Origin of the sequence: Halomonas sp. A40-4 (genome assembly GCF_015767635.1) — a bacterium.
GTDB lineage: Bacteria > Pseudomonadota > Gammaproteobacteria > Pseudomonadales > Halomonadaceae > Vreelandella > Vreelandella janggokensis.
In genome coordinates this window covers 199,728-222,947 of sequence record NZ_CP065230.1, presented here as the reverse complement: position 1 = coordinate 222,947, position 23,220 = coordinate 199,728, and the positions used below count along the sequence as shown (strand labels likewise).

Annotated in this window: 21 protein-coding genes and 1 pseudogene; 11 read left to right on the top strand and 11 right to left on the bottom strand. The window is 58.0% G+C overall.

What is annotated here, in order from left to right; all coding sequences use genetic code 11:
* Nucleotides 1-17: 17 nt before the first annotated feature.
* The 4 genes and pseudogenes from IT895_RS01115 to IT895_RS01100 all read right to left on the bottom strand — a co-directional run bounded on the left by IT895_RS01115 (nt 18) and on the right by IT895_RS01100 (nt 5,767).
* Nucleotides 18-353, bottom strand: a complete 336-nt coding sequence (locus IT895_RS01115) for a hypothetical protein (protein ID WP_085917664.1) — start codon at nt 351-353, stop codon at nt 18-20.
* A gap of 72 nt (nt 354-425) precedes the next feature.
* Nucleotides 426-1,463 carry a histone deacetylase family protein gene (locus tag IT895_RS01110; protein WP_199285378.1) on the bottom strand — a complete coding sequence of 346 codons (1,038 nt, stop codon included), beginning with the start codon at nt 1,461-1,463 and terminating at the stop codon, nt 426-428.
* Nucleotides 1,464-1,532: 69 nt separating this feature from the next.
* Nucleotides 1,533-1,757: pseudogene (locus IT895_RS01105) on the bottom strand (GIY-YIG nuclease family protein); the annotation flags it as partial.
* Between the two features lie 17 nt (nt 1,758-1,774).
* A complete protein-coding gene (locus tag IT895_RS01100) occupies nt 1,775-5,767 on the bottom strand; it encodes a bifunctional diguanylate cyclase/phosphodiesterase (protein WP_199284464.1) in 3,993 nt (1,330 codons plus the stop codon).
* Nucleotides 5,768-6,190: 423 nt separating this feature from the next.
* Between IT895_RS01100 and IT895_RS01095 the strand changes: the two genes are divergently transcribed.
* Nucleotides 6,191-6,502 (top strand): hypothetical protein, encoded by a 312-nt coding sequence (locus IT895_RS01095; protein ID WP_085917661.1) that lies wholly within the window; start codon nt 6,191-6,193, stop codon nt 6,500-6,502.
* Nucleotides 6,503-6,550: 48 nt separating this feature from the next.
* Here IT895_RS01095 and argE read toward each other — a convergent pair whose 3' ends face one another.
* On the bottom strand, nt 6,551-7,726 hold the full coding sequence (argE, locus tag IT895_RS01090) for an acetylornithine deacetylase (RefSeq protein WP_199284463.1): 1,176 nt from the start codon (nt 7,724-7,726) through the stop codon (nt 6,551-6,553).
* Between the two features lie 218 nt (nt 7,727-7,944).
* On the opposite strand from argE, the gene ugpB reads away from it, so the two are divergent.
* The 4 genes from ugpB to IT895_RS01070 all read left to right on the top strand — a co-directional run bounded on the left by ugpB (nt 7,945) and on the right by IT895_RS01070 (nt 12,172).
* Entirely contained in the window at nt 7,945-9,270 is a 1,326-nt protein-coding gene (ugpB, locus tag IT895_RS01085) for a sn-glycerol-3-phosphate ABC transporter substrate-binding protein UgpB (RefSeq protein ID WP_199284462.1), read from the top strand.
* 70 nt (nt 9,271-9,340) lie between these two features.
* Entirely contained in the window at nt 9,341-10,225 is an 885-nt protein-coding gene (ugpA, locus tag IT895_RS01080; protein WP_199284461.1) for a sn-glycerol-3-phosphate ABC transporter permease UgpA, read from the top strand.
* Between the two features lie 38 nt (nt 10,226-10,263).
* Nucleotides 10,264-11,106, top strand: coding sequence for a sn-glycerol-3-phosphate ABC transporter permease UgpE (gene ugpE, locus IT895_RS01075; RefSeq protein ID WP_199284460.1), 843 nt, complete (start codon nt 10,264-10,266; stop codon nt 11,104-11,106).
* Nucleotide 11,107: 1 nt separating this feature from the next.
* Nucleotides 11,108-12,172, top strand: coding sequence for a sn-glycerol-3-phosphate import ATP-binding protein UgpC (locus IT895_RS01070; protein ID WP_199284459.1), 1,065 nt, complete (start codon nt 11,108-11,110; stop codon nt 12,170-12,172).
* Here the strand turns inward: IT895_RS01070 and IT895_RS01065 are convergent.
* A complete protein-coding gene (locus tag IT895_RS01065; protein WP_085917655.1) occupies nt 12,158-12,823 on the bottom strand; it encodes an SDR family oxidoreductase in 666 nt (221 codons plus the stop codon). The genes IT895_RS01070 and IT895_RS01065 overlap by 15 nt on opposite strands.
* A 185-nt stretch (nt 12,824-13,008) precedes the next feature.
* Here IT895_RS01065 and IT895_RS01060 point away from each other — a divergent pair, with 185 nt between their 5' ends.
* The 5 genes from IT895_RS01060 to IT895_RS01040 all read left to right on the top strand — a co-directional run bounded on the left by IT895_RS01060 (nt 13,009) and on the right by IT895_RS01040 (nt 16,321).
* The gene (locus IT895_RS01060; RefSeq protein WP_199284458.1) at nt 13,009-14,172 is read left to right on the top strand and encodes a glycosyltransferase family 4 protein; all 1,164 of its coding nucleotides are present in this window, start codon (nt 13,009-13,011) and stop codon (nt 14,170-14,172) included.
* Nucleotides 14,135-14,674 carry a phosphatase PAP2 family protein gene (locus tag IT895_RS01055; RefSeq protein WP_199284457.1) on the top strand — a complete coding sequence of 180 codons (540 nt, stop codon included), beginning with the start codon at nt 14,135-14,137 and terminating at the stop codon, nt 14,672-14,674. Before IT895_RS01060 ends, IT895_RS01055 begins: the two co-directional genes overlap by 38 nt.
* 692 nt (nt 14,675-15,366) lie before the next feature.
* Nucleotides 15,367-15,498 carry an entericidin A/B family lipoprotein gene (locus tag IT895_RS01050; RefSeq protein WP_085917652.1) on the top strand — a complete coding sequence of 44 codons (132 nt, stop codon included), beginning with the start codon at nt 15,367-15,369 and terminating at the stop codon, nt 15,496-15,498.
* Nucleotides 15,499-15,505: 7 nt separating this feature from the next.
* Nucleotides 15,506-16,054 carry a YqiA/YcfP family alpha/beta fold hydrolase gene (locus IT895_RS01045; protein ID WP_085917651.1) on the top strand — a complete coding sequence of 183 codons (549 nt, stop codon included), beginning with the start codon at nt 15,506-15,508 and terminating at the stop codon, nt 16,052-16,054.
* Nucleotides 16,055-16,144: 90 nt separating this feature from the next.
* Complete coding sequence (locus IT895_RS01040) at nt 16,145-16,321, top strand: DUF6435 family protein (protein ID WP_199284456.1); 177 nt, start codon at nt 16,145-16,147, stop codon at nt 16,319-16,321.
* 22 nt (nt 16,322-16,343) lie between these two features.
* Here IT895_RS01040 and ntrC read toward each other — a convergent pair whose 3' ends face one another.
* From ntrC to ltrA, 4 genes are all read right to left on the bottom strand, one after another.
* The gene (gene ntrC / locus IT895_RS01035; RefSeq protein WP_199284455.1) at nt 16,344-17,774 is read right to left on the bottom strand and encodes a nitrogen regulation protein NR(I); all 1,431 of its coding nucleotides are present in this window, start codon (nt 17,772-17,774) and stop codon (nt 16,344-16,346) included.
* Complete coding sequence (gene glnL / locus IT895_RS01030) at nt 17,771-18,829, bottom strand: nitrogen regulation protein NR(II) (RefSeq protein ID WP_085917702.1); 1,059 nt, start codon at nt 18,827-18,829, stop codon at nt 17,771-17,773. The genes ntrC and glnL overlap by 4 nt, the downstream gene beginning before the upstream one ends.
* A gap of 206 nt (nt 18,830-19,035) precedes the next feature.
* Nucleotides 19,036-19,566: a DUF4124 domain-containing protein gene (locus IT895_RS01025; RefSeq protein ID WP_233337324.1), complete on the bottom strand. Its 531-nt coding sequence runs from the start codon at nt 19,564-19,566 to the stop codon at nt 19,036-19,038.
* Nucleotides 19,567-19,650: 84 nt separating this feature from the next.
* The gene (gene ltrA / locus IT895_RS01020) at nt 19,651-21,039 is read right to left on the bottom strand and encodes a group II intron reverse transcriptase/maturase (protein ID WP_199283554.1); all 1,389 of its coding nucleotides are present in this window, start codon (nt 21,037-21,039) and stop codon (nt 19,651-19,653) included.
* Between ltrA and IT895_RS01015 the strand changes: the two genes are divergently transcribed.
* Nucleotides 21,038-21,274: a hypothetical protein gene (locus IT895_RS01015; RefSeq protein ID WP_199283555.1), complete on the top strand. Its 237-nt coding sequence runs from the start codon at nt 21,038-21,040 to the stop codon at nt 21,272-21,274. The two genes, ltrA and IT895_RS01015, sit on opposite strands and share 2 nt — an antisense overlap.
* A gap of 297 nt (nt 21,275-21,571) precedes the next feature.
* On the opposite strand, the gene glnA is transcribed toward IT895_RS01015, so the two are convergent.
* On the bottom strand, nt 21,572-22,978 hold the full coding sequence (glnA, locus tag IT895_RS01010) for a glutamate--ammonia ligase (RefSeq protein ID WP_199284454.1): 1,407 nt from the start codon (nt 22,976-22,978) through the stop codon (nt 21,572-21,574).
* Between the last annotated feature and the right edge of the window lie 242 nt (nt 22,979-23,220).

Genomic DNA, 23,220 nt, shown 5'->3' with positions numbered 1-23,220 from the left:
GCGTATGGGAGCGGGTTTTACCCCACCCGATGCTGCTTGAGCACGGTGAGGCTTCGCTCTTCTTCGCTTTGCGGTTGCGATGGTGCTTGGCGGGTGCCGACAAGCACATACCACTCCGCCTCACTCAGATAGCCTTCGCACCAGCGACCCAGATCGGCGGCACAATCCTCTCGAGTGAGCTCTCCCGCACGATAGTCATTGGCCAGGAGTAACAAGCTCTGGCGTGCCGCGCGCGCGCGGGCATCGCCACCGTGCACCTTGGAGAGCGGGCAGCGCCTATCGTAGGCAGCGTTGGTCAAGGCATTTAACCAACGCTCCAGCTCATGTGCTTGAATACCGCCGTAAACGGCCACGCGCGAACTCCCTGCCCTATATAAAGGGCGATAGACTGCCCGAATTGGCCTCGAGTGTCATCTTTTGATGTCTTAACTTATTCCCTGTTTAAAGCCTTGTAGCACATTGACGACATTGATACCAATGTCGTCCACAGCATAGCCGCCTTCCATAAGCAACACCGTTGGCAGGCCAGCTTGTGTAAGTCGTTGTCCCAACAAGCTAAAGTCGCCGCTTGTGAAGGTAAAAGCGCTGATGGGATCACCTTCGAAGATATCCACGCCCAGCGAGACGATCAGCATGTCGCATTGTGCCTCCTTGATCCTGGCAAGGGCGTTATCCAGCGTGGCCATCCAGGTATCAACGGTCGTACCCGGCGGGAGGGGGTAATTGGTGTTGAAACCTTCCCCTCTGCCCCGCCCCGTTTCATCCGCATAGCCTGAATAGTAAGGAAAGGTTACCTCGGGGTCGCCGTGTAGTGAGATAAACAGCACGTCATCGCGCTCGTAGAAGATCTGCTGGGTGCCATTCCCGTGGTGAAAATCCACGTCCAGTATCGCGACGCGGCGCTTGCCCGATGCCAGTGCTCGCTGCGCGGCGATCGCGGCATTATTGAAAAAGCAGTAGCCGCCAAACTGGTCAAAAGCGGCATGGTGCCCCGGCGGCCGACACAGGCCAAAACTGGGCTCGCCCGTCGCCAGCGTCTGTTCAACAGCCCCCAGTGCCACATCTTTACTGGCCATCGCGGCTTCAAAGGTACCTTCGCTAATCGAGGTTTCCGCCGCCAGGGCGTAATAGCCCAGCTTGGCGCTTACCACCCGGGGTATACGGTCATCACGCAAGGTTCGCGCAGGCCAGATATTGGGAATTGCCTCCCCCTCGTGCCCGGCGGCTACCCATTCGTGCCAGCAGTCTGCCAGGAAATTGACGTAGTCAGCATCGTGCACTGCCAGCACCGGCTCCAGGCCGAAGGCGCGCGGCTCGAAAAGCTCGCCCACCGCCGCCTGCTGGAGTTGCTTCAACACCAGATCAACGCGCTCGGGGCATTCGAAGGGAGCGACCAGCACGCCATCATGAAGCTCCGTTCGCGCCTGTCTCAGGCGGGTCTTGTCTGAATAAAAAATATGCATGGTGTCTCCTGCCATCGGCAACGGGGCTGGGCTCGCCCAGGCTGATGCCCAGGCGCGCTTCTGCTGCGCCGACTGACGCTTGAGTTGGTATTCGGCACGGCTGGCGCTCGCCCGGTCGGGGAACGGCTGCGCGCCAAGCAGGGCCACGGGCGGGTTCGCACGGGTAAAGCGCGCACCTTTACCTGAGGCGTGGGCGCGGTAACGCTTGGCCAAATTATTGGTGATGCCCACGTAAGTGCCCCGCTGGCATTCAAGCAAGTAAAGATACCAACGGTCGCGCCCAGGCGCCGTCACGCTATTGACGGACTGGGTCACCGCTGGCTCCTGACGCTTGGCTGCTCGTTGAGCGAATCGATGAACGCGACCAAGCTCGTCAACGGCATGGGCCTCGCCAAGCCAAAGCCCTGAAAGACATCGCAGTGATAGTCCAGCAGTTGGCGATGCTGATCAGACGTTTCAACACCTTCCGCAACGACGTTCAGCCCAAGGTGATGGGCCATGGAAATAATGCCTTTAACAATGGCGCTGTCGGCCTCGCTTTGATGCAGTTCGTGTATAAAACTGCGGTCGATTTTCACCGTATTCACCGGCAGGTGCTTCAAGTAACTGAGGCTTGAAAAGCCTGTGCCAAAATCATCGATGGAGACCCGAATGTCCATATCGCGCAACGCACGCAAGGTATCGATGGCGACCTCGGTATTCTCCATCAGAATCCCTTCGGTGATCTCCAGCGCCAACTGCTGTGGCGGCAACCCGGTGTCCGAAAGCGTCTGTTGTAGCGTGGCGAGAAAATTTGAGCGCTGAAATTGGAGCGGCGATAAATTCACTGCCACCGCCAGATTCCCCCGCCCTTGCTGGGCCAGGGCTTGCATATCACGGCAGGCGCGGTTCAGCACCCACTCACTGATCGGCATGATCTGGCCGGTGGCTTCCGCCAATGGAATAAAACGCGCCGGCGAGATAAATCCTTTTGTCGGGTGCGGCCAACGCAGCAAGGCCTCAACGCTGACGAGCTGGCCGTTGCGGTTAAGCAGCGGCTGATAATACAGTTCAAACGCCTGGCTCTCGATGGCCTCCTGCAGTTCGTTGCGCAACACCAGTCGCTCGCTGGCGGTATCGTTAAATACCTCCGAAAACCATTGATAGGCATTACGTCCCCGCTGTTTGGCTTTATACATCGCCATGTCGGCCCGCTGGATCAGCATTTGCGGCTCCAGCAAAGCCTCCTCACTGATGGCAATGCCCACACTTGCAGTCAGGTATAGCTCGTGCTCCTCGATATAATAAGGACGCGACAGCGCTACCAGCAGGTGCTCGGCAATCTCCACCACATCGGCTTCGTCGTGAACCCTTGGGTGCAGAATGACGAACTCATCGCCACCCAAGCGCGCTACCAGGTGGTGTTCGTCTACCGCACCGAGCAGTCGCTGGGCCACCTCTTCAAGCACCCTGTCGCCCACGGCGTGCCCCAGGTTGTCGTTGATCGGTTTGAAGTCATCCAGGTCGACAAACAGCACCGCAACGCGCTGTTGCTGCGATTGAGCTTTGGTAAAGGCATCACCCAGCGTTTCTTCAAACAGTGCTCGGTTGGGCAATTGGGTCAGGTCATCGTGGGTCGCGTGATAGGCCAGCCGCGCTTCGAAGGCCTTGTGTTTGGAGATGTCGTGCTGCACGCCCACGAAGTGGGTCAACTGTGCATCGGGGCTGCGTACCGGGGCGATGTAAAGATCATTCCAGAACAGGCTGCCGTCTTTGCGGTAATTGCGTAGGGTCACATGAACATCACGCTGTTCGCTTAGCCGCTGACGGATTTTCTCAACAGCATCTGAGTCAGTACCCTCGCCTTGCAGAAAACGGCAGTTGCGGCCCAATATTTCCGCCTGCTCATAGCCCGTCATCTCGGTAAATGCCTGATTAGCATAGACAATCGGCAGCCCCGGCTGCGTAGCATCGGCGATGACCACCCCATTAACGCTGGCTTCCACGCTGCGCTCGAGGGTGCGCAGCCGAGACTCCTGCTGCCGCTTATCGGTAACTTCCTGAGCAATCCCATAAAGCCCCTGAATGTCGCCGTCGACCACGATGGGCAGGTTGATCAGGTCCATGATATGCGGCTCGCCTGCGCGATCACGGATAACTAACTCATAGCGGATAATACTGCCCTGCATGACGGATTGGTAACGCTGGTTGACTGAATCGATATCCTCGTCGTAGATAAAACAGTTGAAGTGGCTACCGACAATCTCATCAACGGCGTAGCCACTAATCGTCGCGCAAGTGGCATTGGCCGTGGTAAAACGGCCTTGCTCATCAAGTGAGAAAACCGCATCCGGGTGGTGAGTGAACAATGAGCGGTAGCGCTGCTCGCTTTCCTCGAGCGAGCGCCGAACCTGAAAACGCTCAACCGCCAGCGCCATTAAGCCAGCCGCCTTGTCGATCAGCAAATTATCGTGCTCGGTAGGCACCCGCGGTCGGTGGGAATAGGTGGCAAACGTCCCCAGCAGTTGCCCATTGCTCCCCATCACCGGACTCGACCAACATGCGGCCAATCCCGCTTGTCGGGCAACATTGTGATACCCATTCCAATGCTGATCATTGGCAATGCACTCACTGATCACCTGGCGACGCTGGTAAGCCGCGCGACCGCATGCGCCCATCAAAGGGCCAATGGCCACCAGATTGACCGCTTCAAGGTATACGTCGGGCAACCGCTTACCCGCCGCCAGCGTCAGGTGAGTCTTCGCTTTATTCGCCAGCATGATCGAACATAACGAACCGGGCAGTTGGCGCTCAAGCAACTGGCAGAGGCTTTCCAGAATGTCCTCCAGAGGCGCTTCCTGGGCGATCATCCGCTGTATATGCTGCTGGTCCTCAAGGGTTTGACGTGCCTCCGCCAGCTCTTTTGCCCTGGCGATACTGGCGACCACCAAACCGATGCAAAAGGCCAACAAACCACTCAGCATCAGCCCCACCATGGCGACCACCACGGGGACAAAGCCCGCTAGATACCAGTTGTAATGGCTGCCCGACAACGCCTCAAGGCGCAGGTTGATCCCCCCGGGCAAGCCTGCATTGCGCTTCGCCAATATACGCCCTGGGTGTAGCGCGCTATCTGTCTGAGCGCCAGGCGGCTGCAGCATCAGCAGAGGCGTACCGCTACGGCTCATGTTGACCTGAAAGGGGCCCAGCTCAAGACGCAAGTCATAATTGAACAGCACGGCCAGATCGAGGCTTGCCACAAGCCGCTGATCCCGCTGGGCGAGCGGCATCGCCACAAACGCCAGGCTCGGCGTGTATGGATCAGAGATCACCACCCAGGGCCGGTCGAAGGGCACCGATAACCACTCGGGCACCGATGGCTTGTTGAGCTGCTGCCGAAGCCACTTCTCGCTGCCGGATGTTCGGGAATGAAACCAGATGGGGTTCAAGCGCTCATCGACCAGGGCGATCGCCTGCAGGCTGGGGGTATCACGCAGATAGCTTTCCCCATCCAGCGTCAACAGCTCGCGATCAAAGTTGTCTGGCGAGGCGTTGATGCGCTCAGCCATACGTTGCAACAGCTGCAACCGCGAATTGACCGCCTTTTCGGCGTTCAGCTGCACATTATCCAGCAGGTACCTGGCCTGTTGTTGCGTATCGTTGAACTGCTGCAGACTGAGTACTCCCCAGGCCACGGCACTGGCGGCTACCCCGGCGAGGCACGCCAGTGCCGTGGAGCGAGTCAGGTTGAGTGGCCCGGGCGAACGGCGCAGGTAAACCCCCACCATGGCGGTTCCCAGCAGGAGTGTGAATACCACTACCGCCACCGGGGACGACGAAAACATCGGATCGTCCAGCTCGATGCCCGCCCATAACCTGACCATCATCAGTCCACCAAATAGCCACTGGCCAAGCCCACTGAATAACCAGAGTAACCGACGCCTGTCCGTTGACTGGCCGCACCACAGCGCTAACCCCACCACCAGCAACATCACCGCGCCAATACTGGTCATTCGCTCCTGACCGGTTAACCATGAAGGATCAACGGGGGAAGCAAGGACGTTATGGGCAAGGGTGTATAGCGCCAGCCCCGTTAGCGCCAGGGCGCAGAACCATCGCATGCGCTGCCACCCTTGCAGGATGGCGAACACGCCGACACTCGCCAGCGAGGTAGCGATCGCTGCATCGGGCACCAGTGCGACGGCAAACAATGAGTGGGATTCGGACAGCCCAAATAGGCTGCCGACCACGCCCATGAGCACCATTGTGGCGACGGTCATTAACAGCAGCGTATCTAACGCAAGGGTCCGCGCGTTGATGGGCACGAAGGCAGTTTCTCCTGGTTAGTCTCTAATACCACTTCACACTGGCTAACGTGAGAAGGCTAGTTCCTCGGTCAACGATTGAATCCGTTCCTCAACAGCCTATACTGCCGCGTGCTGGCATGGATCAACTCACTTTCCTGTCAGTTATTACACTGTATCGACAGCATGCCGACTTACGTTAGGCGCTCTCCTTCAACGGTTAACCAACCACCGCTGCCGAGCAACGGAATTACCTCACGATGAACGGGGCGTAAGGTTAAGTGTACTTCATCACCCCCCCTTGTGGTCATCATGCGAAAGACGATATACGTTTTGTCTAGGGGATAGACGACAAATTAGGTATAGTGGTAGCGCACTAACATCAGACTGACGGAGTACGAATCACGATCGATCATTCTTTCCAAATTGCAGGAGGTTCTCCCTATGAAGGTTTACAAACCCGAGTGGCAGTGCACGTTTAGCGTAAACGAAGGCGCGGAAGAATCAGCTAGCTGGAAAGAGAGAATCGCTTGGCGTCTCAGAGGGGTTGCGGATCGGTTAGAGGGCGGCGGTCGTACGGTAAAGATTGACTATCGCGTGACGCCAGCCATTAGCCAGCACGAAGTTGATACCTGCATGGGTAAAGGCTTTGAAGTGACCCAGCGCTTGCTGTCCCAACTGGCACAACAACAAGCCTGCGAAGATGTAATGCGCCATGCCAAAGCTGAGCTATTCGTAGAAGATCACCAGCATTGATGCGGTAGTCATTGTCCCGCCCGATACCGGGTGGGACACTTGCCAATTTCACTCGTTACGCCCCGACGTTTGCCGCAACACCTCTGTCATTTTGTCCAAAAACACCGTGCACGCTTCCAACTGACTGCGCTCAACATACTCATCCGGTTGATGCGCCTGGGCAATGCTGCCTGGCCCCAGAATGATCGTCTGTAAGCCCTGCCCCTGAAATTGCCCGGCCTCGGTCGCATAGGCCACCGCGTGGTCGCAGCATCCTGCTGGCAAATGGTCTTTCGCCAAGCGTAGGACGCGGTCATTATCACGATCCGCCAACCCCGGGACTGTCACATTCAGCGCCTCGGTCGTGATCTCAACATGCTTCCCTCTGGCCTGCATTTGATCGCTTAACTGGGCGCAAAACGCCTCATAGCGAGCATATACCTCGTCGAACGTATCCGTCGGCAAATGGCGAATTTCCCACTCGAACTGGCACTCCCGGGCCATGATATTGATCGCCGTACCGCCTTTGATTTTACCGACGTGCAGACTGGTATGGGGCACGTTGAAGGCCTCATCGACACGGCCCTCTTCCACCAGCGCGGCCATGGTGTCTTCGATAAAGGTCACCAGTCTTGCCGCGACGTGAATCGCCGAGGTGCCCTGATTGACCTGGCTGCTGTGGGCCTCGCGCCCGGTAACGGTGGTGCGCAGGTTGGTCGCACCTTTTTGCGCCACGACCGGCTGCATGCTGGTCGGCTCGCCGACAATCACATGCGCGGTGGTCGAGTAATGCTCATAGAATCGCCGAATCAGATCCGGCGCGCCCACACAGCCGATTTCTTCATCGTAGGAAAACCCCAGATAAACTGGTTGCTTGAGTGGCGCGTTCACCCACTCGGGCACGTTGGCCAGAACGCAGGCAAGAAAGCCTTTCATGTCGCAGGTGCCGCGCCCGTATAACCGGCCATCACCGCCATCGCGCAGGGTGAAAGGGTCACTCGACCAGGGCTGACCCGCCACCGGCACCACATCGGTATGCCCGGAAAGCATGACACCGCCCGGCGCATCAGGGCCGATACGGGCAATCAAGTTGGCTTTATTACCACACGGGCTCATTACCCGCTCGGCTTCAACACCATGGGAAGCCAGGTAGTCTTCCACATAGCGGACCAGCGCCAGGTTGGATTCGCTCGAGGTGGTATCAAACGCCACCAACCTTGCTAACAGTCGCTCCGCGTCGCTCATTATTGCCCTTCCTGTCATTGGCCATCTTGTCTGCCAGACTATCACCCCACCCACCGGCCGCCTACATCGGCAAGTTGTCATGTGGAGTTCATCTGGCGTTCACCTGAACGTCATCTGCACTTTCTACAGTCTAGGCATCCAGAAAACTATGCATCCAAAAAACCTTAACAAACGCAGGGTACTGCCTGATTCATTTCAGGCCCACAAGGAGCTTCTGTATGTCTCGTTTTACACTGCATGCGCTTGCCGTAGGGGTGGCAACGGCCAGCCTCAGCCTGTCTGCCCAGGCGGCAACAGAGATTAGCTGGTGGCACGCCATGGGCGGCCAACTGGGTGACATTCTTGAAGAGATGACCCAGGACTTTAACGAGTCCCAGGATGATTATCATGTGACCCCCAGCTACCGTGGCACCTACACCGAAACGATGACGGGCGCTATCGCCGCCTTCCGAGCCAATGAGCAACCGCATATCCTGCAGGTCTTTGAAGTCGGTACCGGCACCATGATGAACGCCGAAGGCGCCATTTACCCAGTGTACGAGTTGATGGAAGCGCATGGCCGCGCTTTCGATAACGATGTCTTCCTGCCCGCGGTGGTGGGTTACTACACCGACACCAACGGCAATATGCTGTCGTTCCCGTTCAACTCCTCTACGCCCATCATGTACTACAACCGCGACATGTTTGAAGAAGCGGGCCTGGATCCCGAACAGCCCCCCCAAACATGGCAAGAAGTGGCCGACTTTTCACGTCAGATCGTCGACGCTGGTGCGGCCAGCTGCGGTTTTACCACCTCATGGCCTAGCTGGGTAATGCTGGAAAACTTCTCCGCTTGGCATAACGTGCCGCTAGGTACGCTGGAAAACGGTTTTGGCGGCCTGGAAACCGAGCTTACCTTCAACAATGAGCTGGTTGCTCGTCATTGGGACAACCTCCACGACTGGCAGGAAGAGGGGGTGTTTAAATGGGGCGGCCCCGGTTCCGGCCCCGACTCGGAGCCGCTTTTCTACTCCCAGGACTGCGCGATTTTCTTCGGCTCTTCTGCTTCACGGGCAGATGTCGCCGCCAATTCAGAATTTGACGTCGGCTTTGGCATGCAGCCCTACTACGATGACGTAGACGGCGCACCACAAAACTCGATTATCGGTGGCGCAACGCTATGGGCACTGCAGGGCCACAGCGAAGAAGAATACGCAGCCGTTGCAGCGTTCTTTGAGTATCTCTCCCAGCCCGAGGTACAGGCGCAGTGGCATCAACAAACCGGCTATTTGCCCATCACCCAAGCCGCCTGGGATCTGAGCAAAGAGCAGGGCTATTACGAAGAGAACCCGGGGGCGGATATTTCGCTTGAGCAGATGACCCTCAACGAGCCGACCGAAAACTCCAAAGGCCTACGATTTGGTAACTTTGTGCAGATTCGCGACATTATCTCCGAGGAAATGGAAGCCGTGATGACTGGCGATAAATCCGGCCAGGAAGCGGCGGACGATGCCGTGGAACGCGGCAATGTTCTGCTGCGGGACTTCGAAGCCGCCAATCAGTAACCAGGCACTGACGTCGCCGCTTACCCAAGGGTAGGCGGCGCTTTCGTTCGGCTGTGTTCAAGAGCTTGCCATGCAAACAAAACGCATGACCTTTCCAGGGCGTTGGCTGCCTTTCGCCCTGCTGGCCCCCCAGGTTATCATCACGCTGATTTTCTTTATCTGGCCGGCGGGTCAGGCCCTGTATCAATCACTCCTGCGCGAAGATGCCTTTGGGTTACGCTCGACGTTTGTGGGGCTCGAAAATTTTGCCCGCCTGTTCCGCGACGGCAGCTATCTTAATTCGCTGTCGGTGACGGTAATTTTTGCGGTGGGCACCACGCTGGTGTCGATGTCCATGGCGCTACTGCTGGCCAGCACCGTCAATCGGATGATTCGTTCGCGCAGCACCTATACCACGCTGTTGGTGTGGCCCTACGCCATTGCCCCCGCCCTGGCGGGCGTTTTGTGGTGGTTTATCTTCAACCCCTCCATAGGCATCGTGCCCTACATGCTGGAAATGGTCGGCTACCAGTGGAATCACCGCAATTCCGGCAGCGATGCCATGCTGCTGGTGATTTTAGCCGCCTCCTGGAAGCAGATCTCCTACAACTTTCTGTTTTTCCTGGCAGGCATGCAGTCCATCCCGCAATCGCTGATCGAAGCAGCCGCCATTGATGGCGCCAGCCCCATCAAGCGCTTCTGGACGATTGTATTCCCACTGCTGTCGCCCACGACCTTCTTCCTGATGGTGGTCAACGTGGTGTATGCCATGTTCGACACCTTTGGGATTATCCACGCCACCACCGAAGGCGGACCGGCACAGGCCACCAACATCCTGGTGTATAAGGTGTATGCCGACGGCTTCGTGGGGCTGAACCTGGGGTCTTCGGCCGCTCAGTCGGTGATTCTGATGGTCATTGTGGTCGCGCTGACCGTGATCCAGTTCCGCTTTATCGAGCGGCGCGTTAACTACTAACGGACGGCCTGCTAATCCGGCCTTGTTGGAGCCTTGTAATGGTTGAAAACCGACCCTGGGCCAATTGCTTTGCCCATACTGTGTTGATCATCGGCGTGGCACTGGTGGTTTTCCCCGTCTATATCGCCATTGTGGCATCGACCCAGGCACCTGATGAGCTACTGCGCGGCACCCTGCCGTTGCTACCTGGCAGCCATGGGATCGAAAACTATACCCAAATGTGGCAATCCGGCGTTTCGACGGCCAACTCTCCATCCGCCGCGCTGATGCTCTGGAACAGCTTTGTAATGGCCATGGCGATCACCGTGGGCAAGCTGTTTATTTCGCTGTTATCCGCCTTTGCCATCGTCTATTTCCGTTTCCGCTTCCGGATGTTTTTCTTCTGGCTGATCTTCGTCACCCTGATGCTGCCCGTGGAAGTACGCATTATCCCGACGTATCAGGTAGTGGCCGACCTCAGTATGCTCAACAGCTTCGCCGGCCTGTCGATTCCGCTGATTGCCTCGGCCACCGCAACCTTCCTGTTTCGCCAGTTCTTCATGACCGTCCCCGAAGAAATGCTCGAGGCCGCCCGGGTCGATGGCGCCGGGCCTATGAAGTTCTTCAAGGACATCCTGATGCCACTTTCGATGACCAATATCGCTGCGCTGTTCGTGATCATGTTTATCTACGGCTGGAACCAGTACCTGTGGCCGCTACTGATCACCACTGACCCCGACTACACCACCATCGTGATGGGCATTCAGCGCATGACCTCGGAAGAAAACCCCCAATGGCACCTGGTGATGGCAGCGGTGGTGATGGCCGCGCTGCCACCGGTATTAGTCATTCTGTTTATGCAACGCCTGTTCGTGAAAGGCCTGACCGAGACGGAGAAATAACATGGCCAGCATTACCCTGGAGGGAATAGCGAAGACCTATACCGGCGATGTCCAGGCGGTCAAGGACGTGGACCTGCAGATCGAAGACGGCGAGTTCGTGGTGCTGGTGGGGCCTTCAGGTTGCGGAAAATCTACCCTGCTGCGCATGGTGGCAGGATTGGAAACCATCACCGACGGCACGCTCAAAATCGGCGAGCGAGTGGTGAACAAGCTCGAACCCGCCGAGCGGGATATTGCCATGGTGTTCCAGAACTATGCGCTTTACCCGCATATGACGGTGTACAACAACCTTGCCTATGGCCTGAAGAACCGCGGCTTCAAAAAAGATGAGATTGAACAGCGCGTTCATGCTGCCGCCAAAATGCTGGAGATCGAAGAGTTTCTGGCGCGCAAACCGCGCAAGCTCTCCGGCGGTCAGCGCCAGCGCGTCGCCATGGGCCGTGCCCTGGTTCGCGACCCGGCAGCGTTTCTATTCGATGAGCCCCTTTCCAACCTGGATGCCAAGCTGCGCGTGCAGATGCGTGTGGAAATCAAGCAGCTACAGCGGCGGTTGAAAACCACCAGCCTGTATGTGACCCACGACCAGCTGGAAGCCATGACCCTGGGTGACCGCCTGGTGGTGCTGAACGCCGGGCAGATCGAGCAGGTGGGCACGCCGATGGAGATCTACGCCCGCCCCGCCAGCATGTTTGTGGCCGGGTTTATCGGCTCCCCCGCCATGAACATGCTGCCGGTGGACTACCTGAAGGCTAAAGGTGGCAACGGCCTGCTGGATAACCTGCCAGAAGGCACCGATACCGTCGGCATTCGCCCGGATGATATGCACTTAACGCCGCCCACAGCGCCTCACCTAACCATCGACTCAACGCTTGCGTTGTTTGAGGCCGCCGGAGCCGAAAGCCACCTGTATGCGAACCTTGCCGACAGTGACCAGCCCATGGTCATCCGCGTCTCCGGCCAGCCGCCAGTGGCCGAAGGCGAAACCCTGCGGTTCTACGTGCCCCGCGACGCGCTGCATCCTTTTGACAGTGCCACGGGGCAGCGCACGTCATCACCAGGGGAGTGACTCGCCGTTGCTGTGCCAAAACCCGCCGCTGTTATCGAGGGTCAATTCCTCAATCCGCGCGGCAATACCCAACGCGGCATCCTGCGGGCTGATAAACCCGCCAAAATTCACCATGCGCGTTTGCACATAGCCGGGGTGCAGTTGGGCCACGGCAATGCCGCGGGGTTTTAAATCCATCGCCAGCGATTTGCCAAAGGCGTTGAGCGCCGCCTTGGACGCACGGTACCCATAACGGCCGCCCGAGTCGTTATCCGCGATGGACCCCATGCGGCTGGTGATATTGGCGATCTTGCTGCCTTTGCCGAGATTGGGCAGCAGGGCTTCTGCAACCCGCAGCGGCGCATAGGCATTGATTTCCATCTGCTCGCGGATACTGTCGAAATCAAGACTGCCCAGGGATTCATCGCGCAGCAACCCGGCATTGTTGATCAGCAAGTCCAGCGACTGGCCCTTCAGGGTCTCGGCAAGGCTTATGACATCATCAGGCTGAGTGACATCAGTCGACTCGATCACCTGATCCGCCACGCGGTCCAGCGCGTCGGATGACTGCCGGCAAACGCCGATAACGCGATAGCCTTCATCAAAATAGTGCTCTGCCAGCGCCAGCCCGACACCCCGGTTGGCCCCCGTGATTAACACCGTTGATTTCATCTGTAACTCCCCATTTTTGGAACATGCATCACGGCTACATCGTACATCCTTGCACAACCCTTAGGCGGGTCTCCTTTAAACGCTGACAGGCACCGTGTTGTCATCGCTTATTCACCTGCCTGTCTTAGGCATGTCATCCCTGTCGTCCAAACTGCTCTGTAAACAGACAAGAGGGCGGATCGCACATGCGGCTTTGCATCGTCAGCGAAACATGGGCACCGGACATCAATGGTGTCGCACACACCTTGAGTCGGCTTAGCCGCGAGCTTGACCGCCATCAGGTTCTTATTGATGTGATTCGGCCAAAGCCCCCGCTTGCCGCCAAGGCAACTCAGGCACGGGCCGAGCTACAGGTACCGCGCTTTGCCATCCCGGGCTACCGCGACGTTCAGGTAGGCTTTTGTCGCCCCGCGACTTTGCGCAAGTTCTGGAAAGAGCAGCGCCCCGATGTGGTTTACCTGGCCACTCAAGGCCCGCTGGGCTGGTCGGCACGCCTGGCAGCACGGCAGATGGGCATTCCGCTGGTGGCGGGCTGGCACACCAATTTCGATCATTACTGTGGCGATTACGGCGTTCCCTGGCTCGCCTCGGCAACCCGCCGCTATTTGCGTTATTTCCATAACGGTTGCGGGTTAACCCTGGTGCCTACCCAACTGCAGGCCAGTCAACTTCGCCAGCAAGGCATCCACGACGTCGCGGTGATGTCACGCGGCATCGATGGTGAGCGTTTTTCCCCTGCCCACCGCGACCCTGAATTACGTCGTGCCTGGGGCGTTAACGACCATCAGCCGGTGGCGCTTTATGTCGGGCGGCTCGCCGCCGAAAAAAACCTCGCGTTGCTACAGGAAACCTATCACGCCATGCGCAACGTCCGCCCGGACATGGCCCACGTTATCGTGGGCGATGGCCCGGCAAAGGCCCAGCTTGAAAGCGCGCTCCCGGATGTCCATTTTACCGGTTTTATTGATCCAGACGCGCTTGCCCGGCATTACGCAAGCGCCGACCTGTTCATCTTCCCCTCGCTTTCCGAAACCTGGGGCAACGTGGTCAGTGAGGCCATGGCCAGCGGGCTCGCCGTGGTGGCCTATCGGCACGCGGCCAGCGCCGAGCTGATCCAGAGCGGCTACAACGGCATTACCGTGCCCATCAACGACTCGGCGGCCTTTAGTCAGGCGGCGGTGACCCTCTGCCAACACCCGGCGGACTATGCCAAGTACAGTCGTCTCGCCCGGCTGAAAGCCCTTGAGCAAAGCTGGGCGGGCATTGCCCGGCAGTTTCTTGATTATCTTCAAAAGGCCCAGGAGGCTTATCATGCGACCCCGCCCCCTCGTCGTATTCGATCGTCTTGATTTGCTGGAATGGCAGTTTTGCCAGCGCGTATCGCGCCTATCGCTCTACCGGCCCTGGCGCATGACACTCCAGGCTGCCAGCCGGTTGGGTGATTGGCCGGTCTGGGTGCTACTGATCCTGGCGCAACCCTGGCTGCAGCCTGACGGCGCCTGGCGAGTGCTGCAGTACACCCTGATCGCCAGCGTCGCCATCGCCATTTACCGGCTGGTAAAAACCCGCCTGTGCCGTGAGCGGCCGTATATCACTTATCGCAGCGGTATTCAGTGCAATGCACCGGCCCGGGATCGCTATAGCTTTCCCAGCGGGCATACCATGCACGCCATGATGTTCAGCGTGCTGGTCGCCGCCCACACGCCGTGGTTACTGCCAGTGGTCATTCCCCTGTCGGTGCTGATTGCGATATCCCGGGTGGGCCTGGGCCTGCACTACACAAGCGATGTGATTGCCGGCGCCGCCATGGGCTATGGCTTTGCGCTGCTCAGCCTTTACCTGATGGGCTAGTCGGGGAGCGATAAGGCATCAATCAGACGCAAAAAAACCACCTCGCCGGAACAAGGTGGTAATTTCGCATCGTCGTCATTCCATGACACTGATGTTTAGCGCCTCCTTATGCTAAAACGGAGAGTGCCCATTCCTTTGAATGTTCCATTCATTATCACTCGGGCTTCCTGCCTTCCTTTTACTGCCGTGACACTCTCCTGACCCGCTTTACCTTTCTACTGCTTACCTTTCTACTGCTTACCTCTCTGCTACTATTCCTTCCAACCTATTACCTTTTGACTGACCAGCTTCCGATTACCTTCCAACACGAGATCAACCTTTCCTACGTAACGACTTTACCTGCATAACAACGTTTCTGAACCCAATGATTTGACCTTTGTGACCGTGACTTTAATCAATGCGAATAAACAAGCTTCCTTATCATTTCGCATACACACCTAACGAAGCAGGCATCAGGCCAACTTCGCTTAAAAAAAATTAAAAACCAATTAAAACAATATCTTAAATAAATACCAAAGGGTTCATTCGCGGCGACGACGGCACACAAAAAATGTGGCGTAATGACACATGCGACAAAATAGCATGGTGATTAGGATAAAGAGGTACATACTGCCAGTGTCGCTAAATGGCTAACGTTTGCTAGTCTAGCTAATACCCCCTTGAAGGGGGTGACCACCTGAAAGGAAGCTTCTATGAAACGCATGACAGCTCTTGGCATTCTTAGCATCACCATCTTACTGTTAGTGAGCGGTTGCAATACCATTCGCGGGGCGGGTGAAGACATCGAGCAAGGTGGAGAAGCTATTCAACAATCAGCGAGTTAACGACATTATGCTAACGGTCTACCTATCACATGGCTTGGAAAGCGGCCCCGGCGCATTGAAAATGCAGGCGCTGAAAGGCATTGCCGAAAAGCTCGACGACTGCGAGGCCGTCGTGATGGATTATCGAGACCAACCCGACCCCCAGCAACGCCTAAAGCATCTTTTGGCGACGCTGTCGGCGCGGGGTGACAACCCTGAGTGCTGCGTCTTTGCCGGCTCAAGCCTGGGTGGCTGGCTAAGTGCAGCGGTCAGTTCACAGCAGCCCGTACTGGGCTGCTTTTTATTGGCCCCGGCCATTGGTCTACCGCATTACCCGGAAACCGCCCCCACGCTCCAAGCCAGTTGCACTCACGTGATTCACGGCTGGCAGGATGACGTGATTCCCCCTCGCCCGGTCATTGACTGGGCCGAACGGCAGCGCCTGTCGTTGCGCATGCTGGACGACGATCACCGCCTCCACGAAAGCCTTGACACCTTGCTCAGCGACTTTGACGCCTTCCTGATGCGATGCAGCGCCGTCCTGCACGCCAGTACAATCGCCTGTTCACGCCGCTAGCCGCTAAAGGTAAGGAGTAAAGGTGTCGCAGCATTAGACAAACACTCTCCAAGGGTGTACAAACAATGTACACACAGAAGGAGAGCGTCCATGTTTGGCCTTTTCAAGCGCGACCCCAAAAAGAAGCTACAGCAAGACTACGAACGCAAGCTGCAAGCCGCCATGGAGGCATCACGCAACGGTGACATGCGGGCAAATGCCACCTTGACGGAGGAAGCCGATGCGCTGCTCGCTGAAATAGAACGCCTGAAACAAGAAGACAAGTAACGTAAGCTCATTGCGGCTTGCGCTACTCGTCCGCCGCCAGCGCAGGCAGCAGCGTTTTCAGTTTGCGGGTCAACGTATTGCGCCCCCAGCCCAGTAATTCTGCGGCCTCGCCCTTACGCCCGCCGGTGTGCTTGAGCGCGGTTTCTATCAAGATGCGTTCGAAATCCGGCACGGCCTCTTCCAGCAAATGGGTGTGGCCTTCTGCCAGGGCGTGATCCGCCCAATCGCGAAAAGCGCTCCGCCAGTCACCGTGGGCACTTGACTCCGAAGCGCTGGATGCGCGCAATTCCGCGGGCAAATCTTCTACCAGCACTTCACGTCCCGAGGCCATCACCGTCAGCCAGCGGCAGATGTTTTCCAACTGGCGAACATTGCCCGGCCAGGGCAGGCGGGTCAGATGTGCTTCCGCTTCGGGGGTCAGCACCTTCACATCCGTGGACAGCTCTTTGGCCGCCTCGGCCAAAAAGTGACTCGTCAGCCTGGGGATATCCTCACGGCGCTCGGCCAGCTTCGGCAAGTGGATGCGAATAACGTTCAGGCGATGAAACAAGTCTTCCCGGAAGCGCCCATCGTCGACCAGTGATTCAAGGTTCTGGTGGGTGGCCGCGATAATCCGCACGTCGACTTTTGTCGGCGTATGCCCCCCCACGCGATAGAACTCGCCGTCGGCCAGTACGCGCAGCAACCGCGTCTGGGTTTCAGCCGGCATATCGCCAATTTCATCCAGAAACAGCGTACCGCCATTGGCCTGCTCAAAGCGCCCCTGACGCTGTGAAGTGGCACCGGTAAAGGCCCCTTTCTCATGGCCGAACAGCTCGGACTCGATCAAGTCCCGCGGAATCGCCGCCATGTTCAGCGCAATGAACGGCTTGCCCTGGCGCGGGCTGTGCTGATGTAGCGCCTCGGCAACACGTTCTTTACCGGTGCCCGACTCGCCATTGATCAGCACGGTAATATGCGAATGAGACAAACGCCCGATCGCCCGGAAAACCTCCTGCATGGCAGGGGCTTCACCGATAATTTCCGCGTTGAGCCCCTCCGGCACCGTGACCGGGCGCTGACGTTCGCGCGCATGGGCAATGGCACGACGCACCAGCGCCAGCGCCTCATCCACGTCAAACGGCTTGGGGAGATATTCGAAGGCGCCGCCTTGATAAGACGCCACGGCGCTGTCCAGGTCCGAATGCGCGGTCATCACGATCACCGGCAAATCGGGGTGGGCCTCGCGTACCCGGGCCATCAGGTCCAGGCCATCAATTCCCGGCATGCGAATATCGGTAACCAGTACATCCGGCGGACTCTCGAGCAAGCGGGAAAGGGCCGTGTCGGCACGCTCGATACATTCAACCTCGAGATCGGGTTGCGCCAGCGCACGTTCAAGTACCCAGCGAATCGCACGGTCATCGTCAACAATGACGACCCGCGCAACATCATTACGGGCAGGCTCTGTCATGACGCTTCTCCGGTGACATTAATAACCAAGGGAATCAATAAACGAAATTCGGTGCGCCCTGGGCGTGAGTCGCATTCGATCAGTCCTTGATGTTGGTGCAAAATTGATTGGGCGATCGACAGTCCAAGCCCGCTGCCTTCGGCACGGCCCGAGACCATCGGATAAAACAGGGTTTCTTGCAGGGAGCCGGGAATGCCGGGGCCATTGTCGATAATGCCCACCTCGCTGACCAGGCGGTGCCGCTCGGCGCCCAACGTAAACTGGCGGCGCGCACGGGTGCGCAGCGCCAGCGTCGGTGTCGGCGTCTCGGCATCGCCCATGGCCTGAACCGCATTGCGGGCCACATTCAGCACCGCCTGGATCATCTGCGCTTCATCGCCGAACAGGTCCGGCAGGCTGGGATCGTAATCCCGTTGAATATCGACCCAAGGGTGCTCAGCGATCAGCAATGAACGCACACGTTCGAGCACCTTGTGAATATTGACCGGCTCGTGTTTGACGATGTAATTGGGCCCCAGCATGGAATCCACCATGTCCCGTAGCCGGTCAACTTCTTCGACGATGATATGGGTAAATTCACGCAGCGCCGGGTTATCCAGATCGCGTTCAAGCAACTGCGCCGCGCCACGAATACCACCCAACGGGTTTTTGACTTCGTGAGCAAGGCCGCGCGCCAGCACCTTGATAGTTTCCTGGCGGGTGGTGAGCGCCTCCTCGCGGGAAATCTGCATCAGCCGGTCGCGGGGCTCGACCTCCAGCAACAGTTCCGTGTCGGACAGGGGGGTTACCGTATAGTCGACGGTGAGTGGATCGCGATTCAGCGGCGTAATGCGCGCCTCACGCTGGGTAAAGGGATGAAACGCATCGCGGGCTTTGGCCAACACCTCATCGATGCTTTCATCACCGCCCAGCATCTCGTCCAGGCTCATCCCCCGCACACGGCTGAGGCTAACGGCAAACAACGCCTCTGCGGCAGGATTCATCCAGCACACATTGAGGCGGCCGTCCAGCAGCAGCACCGCCGTGGTGAGGTGTTCAAGTAAACGCTGGTGCATGGTGATGTCTTGCAAAGTCGCCTCGTCCATTATCTTGGGTCAGCCTTCCGCTGGAAAGATGTAGAGAGAACTGCAAAAAGCGCGCCAAATGGGCCAGCGTGCTGATTTGCACGGCACTTGCGCCGTGTGGCGGTGCATGGCGAGTCGTTTTAGCGCAGGTCATCGACGCTTCCAGCGACCACATGCACCATAATGGCGCATTGACGCTATTCTGCCACCACAATCGTCACCGTGTTTGTGCGGTGCTGCCGTCGCCCATGGCTATCCAATAGCTCAGCCTGAAGCCGATGCCGACCGGCGGGCAAGTTTGCCAACCAGAACACATCGCTGTGCAGCGCCGACTGGCTAAGCTTGCCATTCACCCGCAGCTGTACCCGATGATCATCACGTAACCGGGGGCTAATACTCAGCATTACCGGCGTGTCGGCACCCACCTCGGCGCCATCGCTTGGCGAGCGAATCTGGAAGCGGTCGTAAGGCATGAAGGGCTGGCCAGGTGAGGTGGCCTGTGGCTCATCGGACCTCTCGGCGTATTCGCTTGGCAATCCAGGCAACGGCGCCAGCTCAAGCGCTTCCCCACCCTCGCTCGGGGTGTCGGAAAAGGTGACATTGCCGTGTTCATCGACCACTCGATAGACGGTTGATGATGCAGCCGTAACATCCACCCATACGGCCAGCACCAGACCAAGGCCGATGCCCCAGCCTTTGGTCAGCGCCATTAACACCTTGCGCAACATGCGTCCCCCTCAATCGAGTAGGAAGGGGAGTTACCTCCCCTGTCCTCTCACACCACCGGGCATACGGTTCCGTACCACGGCGGTTCATGAACAACGTTTGAGCCATCCTACCGTATCGAGTATCGAGATTAGGCCATGGTCATAAAAGCACTTCCTCGGCAGGGCCTGATTCATGTGCGATGCCCCGGCATTCCACCAGGGGCCTCGCCCATTACCCGCCGATTTCCAAGCTCGGTATGCGTCCAGACCTAGGCCTCGGAGTTTCCGCCGCCGGGTCGCTGGGCGCTTCCATTGCCGCCAGAGCAGGCCGCGTAAGCGGCGGCGTATCCATTGATCCAGCGCTTCCAGCGGGCGCTTTACATCAACGAGGCTGAAGTAGTTGGCCCATCCTCGTAGGACTGGCCTCAACCCTTCGATTACCCGTTGGATGTTACGCCCCCTGCCACGCTTCAGGATCTCCCGGACACGCTGCGTCATACGCTTCAGGCTGGTCTTGGCTAGCGTCAGTTTCGGCTGATTGTGCCGAGTGAGACTGTAGCCTAGATAGCCGCGTTTCCACGGCCGATCCACCGCACTTTTGCGGCGATTGACCGTCAGCCGGAGTGAACTCTCGAGATACTCACTCAAGCTGTCCATGACACGCTCGCCTGCTCGTCGACTTTTGACGTACACCTGAACGTCATCGGCGTAGCGACAGAAGCGGTGGCCTCGGCGTTCCAGCTCCTTGTCCAGATCGTCCAGCAGGATGTTCGCCAGCAGCGGGCTGAGGGGCCCACCTTGAGGCGCTCCTTGGCGTCTCGGTGTGGGCAGGCCGTGCTGGAATATGCCTGCCTCCAGGTAGCGGCGGATCAGGCGCAGCACGCATTTGTCGTCAACGCGTCGCGCCACCCGTGCCATCAGCAGGTCGTGGTTCACTCGGTCGAAGAAGGCTTCCAGGTCGAGATCGACCACCCAGCGGTGGCCGGCGGTAACGTGGGCCTTCATGGACGAGACGGCCTGCTTGGCGTTGCGTTTGGGGCGGTAGCCGTAACTCGACTCGGAGAACATCGGGTCGAAGATAGGCATGAGCACCTGCAGCAGCGCTTGCTGGATCAGTCGGTCTGTGACCGTAGGAATGCCGAGTTGCCGCTCGCCGCCTTTAGGCTTGGGGATCGTGGCCGCTCGGATTGGGCTTGGGTGATACTCGTCGGCCAGCAGCCGCTCGCGCAGCGTTGGCCAGTATTGCTTTAGGTGGTTGGCTAATTGATGCACTGTCATGCCATCGACACCCGGTGCCCCTTTGTTGGCAACCACCTTACGGTAAGCTCGCTCCATGTTCTCCGGGTCAACGACCCGTTCCATGAGCGAGGTTGGCTCCGCTTTCGTCCACGATAGCGACGCCGGGGTCGTCTCGACGCTCACCGGCTGGGGCTCAGGGTACTGCCCCTGCCCCTCTGGGTGAGTGACGGTGTTAGCGTCAGTTTCTGTCTTCATGATCGATCCTCGAGACGTTATCGCCTACTCGCGGTTCTTCATGTTCGGCCCTTGGTGCCGGAGTGAACCGGCACTTACTATGGCCTCTGCTGACGTCTGGTGGTCCATCCCGTCGCCTCTCGACGCCGGTAGCACCATGGCAGACCACCAGACCTCCCAGGGTAAGACGCGCGACCTTCCCGCTTATGCCTGTCGGATTTACGTCATGACGTTCCGTGCAAGTATCGGGCTTTAGTGATTAGTGCCACCTCACCCCGCCATAACGCCTCGTATCCGCTTCCTATTCGTCAGGCCAGCGTTTTGCCTCAGGCTGCCTTCAGATTCCCCCTCGCGGGAGACACCCTTGCCGTCGGCTAGCACTTCCCCTTGCCGGGCGTGCAGGGGACTTTCACCCCCAAGTCATCCTGAGGCACCACCCCCAGGAACAGCGCCAGTTAAGGCGCTGCGCGCCATGCCTGGCGCACACTAAAAAACCCCGCCGTGGCGGGGTTTAGGATCATCTGCACCACATAGGTGAGATTAGCCGCTGTTGTTAGCAGCTATAATACATATCAAACTCGACCGGATGCGTGGTCATGCGGATCCGCTCCACGTCTTCCATCTTGAGTTCGATGTAGGCATCGATCATTTCGTCGGTGAACACGCCACCTTCGGTCAGGAAGGCCCGGTCGGTGTCCAGCGCTTCCAGCGCCTGATCCAGGCTGCTTGCCACGGTGGGTACCGACTTGCCTTCTTCCGGCGGCAGGTCGTACAAGTTCTTGTCCATGGCGTCGCCAGGGTGAATCTTGTTCTTGATGCCGTCGATACCGGCCATCAGCATCGCCGCAAAAGCCAGGTACGGGTTGGCCGTCGGGTCAGGGAAGCGGGTTTCAACACGCTTGCCTTTCGGGCTGGCCGTGTACGGAATACGAATGGATGCCGAACGGTTACGGGCACTGTAAGCCAGCATGACCGGTGCCTCGAAACCCGGTACCAAGCGCTTGTACGAGTTGGTAGAAGCGTTGGTGAAGGCGTTCAGGGCACGGGCGTGCTTGATGATGCCGCCAATATAGTAAAGCGCCATTTCGGAGAGACCCGCGTACTCGTCGCCTGCGAACTGGTTGGTACCGTCCTTCCAGAACGACTGGTGAACGTGCATGCCCGAACCGTTATCACCCACCAGCGGCTTCGGCATGAAGGTTGCCGTTTTGCCGTAGGCATGCGCCACGTTGTGGATCACATACTTCATTTCCTGAACTTCGTCGGCTTTCTTCACCAGCGTGTTGAACTTCACACCGATTTCGTTCTGACCAGCGTTGGAAACTTCGTGGTGGTGAACTTCTACCGACTGGCCGATCGCTTCCAGGGTGTTACACATGGCACCACGGATATCGTGGAAGCTATCGACCGGTGGAACCGGGAAGTAGCCGCCTTTAACACGCGGACGGTGGCCCAGATTGCCACCTTCTACCTGGCTGTCCGTGGCCCATGCACCTTCTTCAGACGTGATCTTGTACATGGCGCCCTGGATGTCGGATTTCCAGTGGACTTCGTCAAAGATGAAAAACTCGGGCTCAGGACCGAAGAAAGCCGTGTCGCCAAGACCGGTTGACTGCAGGTACGCCTCGGCGCGCTTGGCAATGGAGCGTGGGTCACGGTCATAGCCCTGCATGGTGGCCGGTTCGATAATGTCACAGCGCAATACCAGCGTGGCATCTTCAGTGAAGGGATCGAGATAGGCAGTGCCATCTTCGGGGCGCAGAATCATGTCGGATTCGTTGATGCCCTTCCAGCCGTTGATGGACGAACCATCAAACATCTGACCGTTTTCGAAAAAATCTTCGTCCACATCGCGGGCAGGCACGGTCACGTGCTGCTCTTTACCGCGGGTGTCGGTGAAACGCAGGTCTACCCACTTAACATCATGCTCTTCAATTAGCGCGAGAGTCTTGGCTGACATAGTGTCCTCCGGTATGAGCGTGGCTTAAAGCTAATGACAGTAAGCTACCAATAAATGTTGTTCGACATGTCGCGTGCATCATGGCACGCCTGCCTTGCTTATTCACTCAACGTTTGTCCGTTGCCATCAACAGAACGTCTAGCGATAGAAACCGGCTAATGTTGTAGCACGCCGCCAGGCGATTTGCCTATGACCTACTAGCCGCTACCGCTAATAATGCAGGTTGCGTGCCAATCTTGCAC

Coding starts and splice junctions, on each gene's coding strand:
- argE (WP_199284463.1), bottom strand. CDS start 7,726: ATGAGCGACGCGGAGCGACTGTTAGCAAGGTTGGTGGCGTTTGATACC.
- IT895_RS01025 (WP_233337324.1), bottom strand. CDS start 19,566: ATGTTGCGCAAGGTGTTAATGGCGCTGACCAAAGGCTGGGGCATCGGC.
- IT895_RS01015 (WP_199283555.1), top strand. CDS start 21,038: ATGATCGATCCTCGAGACGTTATCGCCTACTCGCGGTTCTTCATGTTC.
- IT895_RS01065 (WP_085917655.1), bottom strand. CDS start 12,823: ATGAAATCAACGGTGTTAATCACGGGGGCCAACCGGGGTGTCGGGCTG.
- IT895_RS01055 (WP_199284457.1), top strand. CDS start 14,135: ATGCGACCCCGCCCCCTCGTCGTATTCGATCGTCTTGATTTGCTGGAA.
- IT895_RS01110 (WP_199285378.1), bottom strand. CDS start 1,463: ATGCATATTTTTTATTCAGACAAGACCCGCCTGAGACAGGCGCGAACG.
- glnA (WP_199284454.1), bottom strand. CDS start 22,978: ATGTCAGCCAAGACTCTCGCGCTAATTGAAGAGCATGATGTTAAGTGG.
- IT895_RS01060 (WP_199284458.1), top strand. CDS start 13,009: ATGCGGCTTTGCATCGTCAGCGAAACATGGGCACCGGACATCAATGGT.
- IT895_RS01070 (WP_199284459.1), top strand. CDS start 11,108: ATGGCCAGCATTACCCTGGAGGGAATAGCGAAGACCTATACCGGCGAT.
- ugpE (WP_199284460.1), top strand. CDS start 10,264: ATGGTTGAAAACCGACCCTGGGCCAATTGCTTTGCCCATACTGTGTTG.
- IT895_RS01050 (WP_085917652.1), top strand. CDS start 15,367: ATGAAACGCATGACAGCTCTTGGCATTCTTAGCATCACCATCTTACTG.
- IT895_RS01045 (WP_085917651.1), top strand. CDS start 15,506: ATGCTAACGGTCTACCTATCACATGGCTTGGAAAGCGGCCCCGGCGCA.
- IT895_RS01040 (WP_199284456.1), top strand. CDS start 16,145: ATGTTTGGCCTTTTCAAGCGCGACCCCAAAAAGAAGCTACAGCAAGAC.
- ugpB (WP_199284462.1), top strand. CDS start 7,945: ATGTCTCGTTTTACACTGCATGCGCTTGCCGTAGGGGTGGCAACGGCC.
- ugpA (WP_199284461.1), top strand. CDS start 9,341: ATGCAAACAAAACGCATGACCTTTCCAGGGCGTTGGCTGCCTTTCGCC.
- glnL (WP_085917702.1), bottom strand. CDS start 18,829: ATGCACCAGCGTTTACTTGAACACCTCACCACGGCGGTGCTGCTGCTG.
- ntrC (WP_199284455.1), bottom strand. CDS start 17,774: ATGACAGAGCCTGCCCGTAATGATGTTGCGCGGGTCGTCATTGTTGAC.
- IT895_RS01095 (WP_085917661.1), top strand. CDS start 6,191: ATGAAGGTTTACAAACCCGAGTGGCAGTGCACGTTTAGCGTAAACGAA.
- ltrA (WP_199283554.1), bottom strand. CDS start 21,039: ATGAAGACAGAAACTGACGCTAACACCGTCACTCACCCAGAGGGGCAG.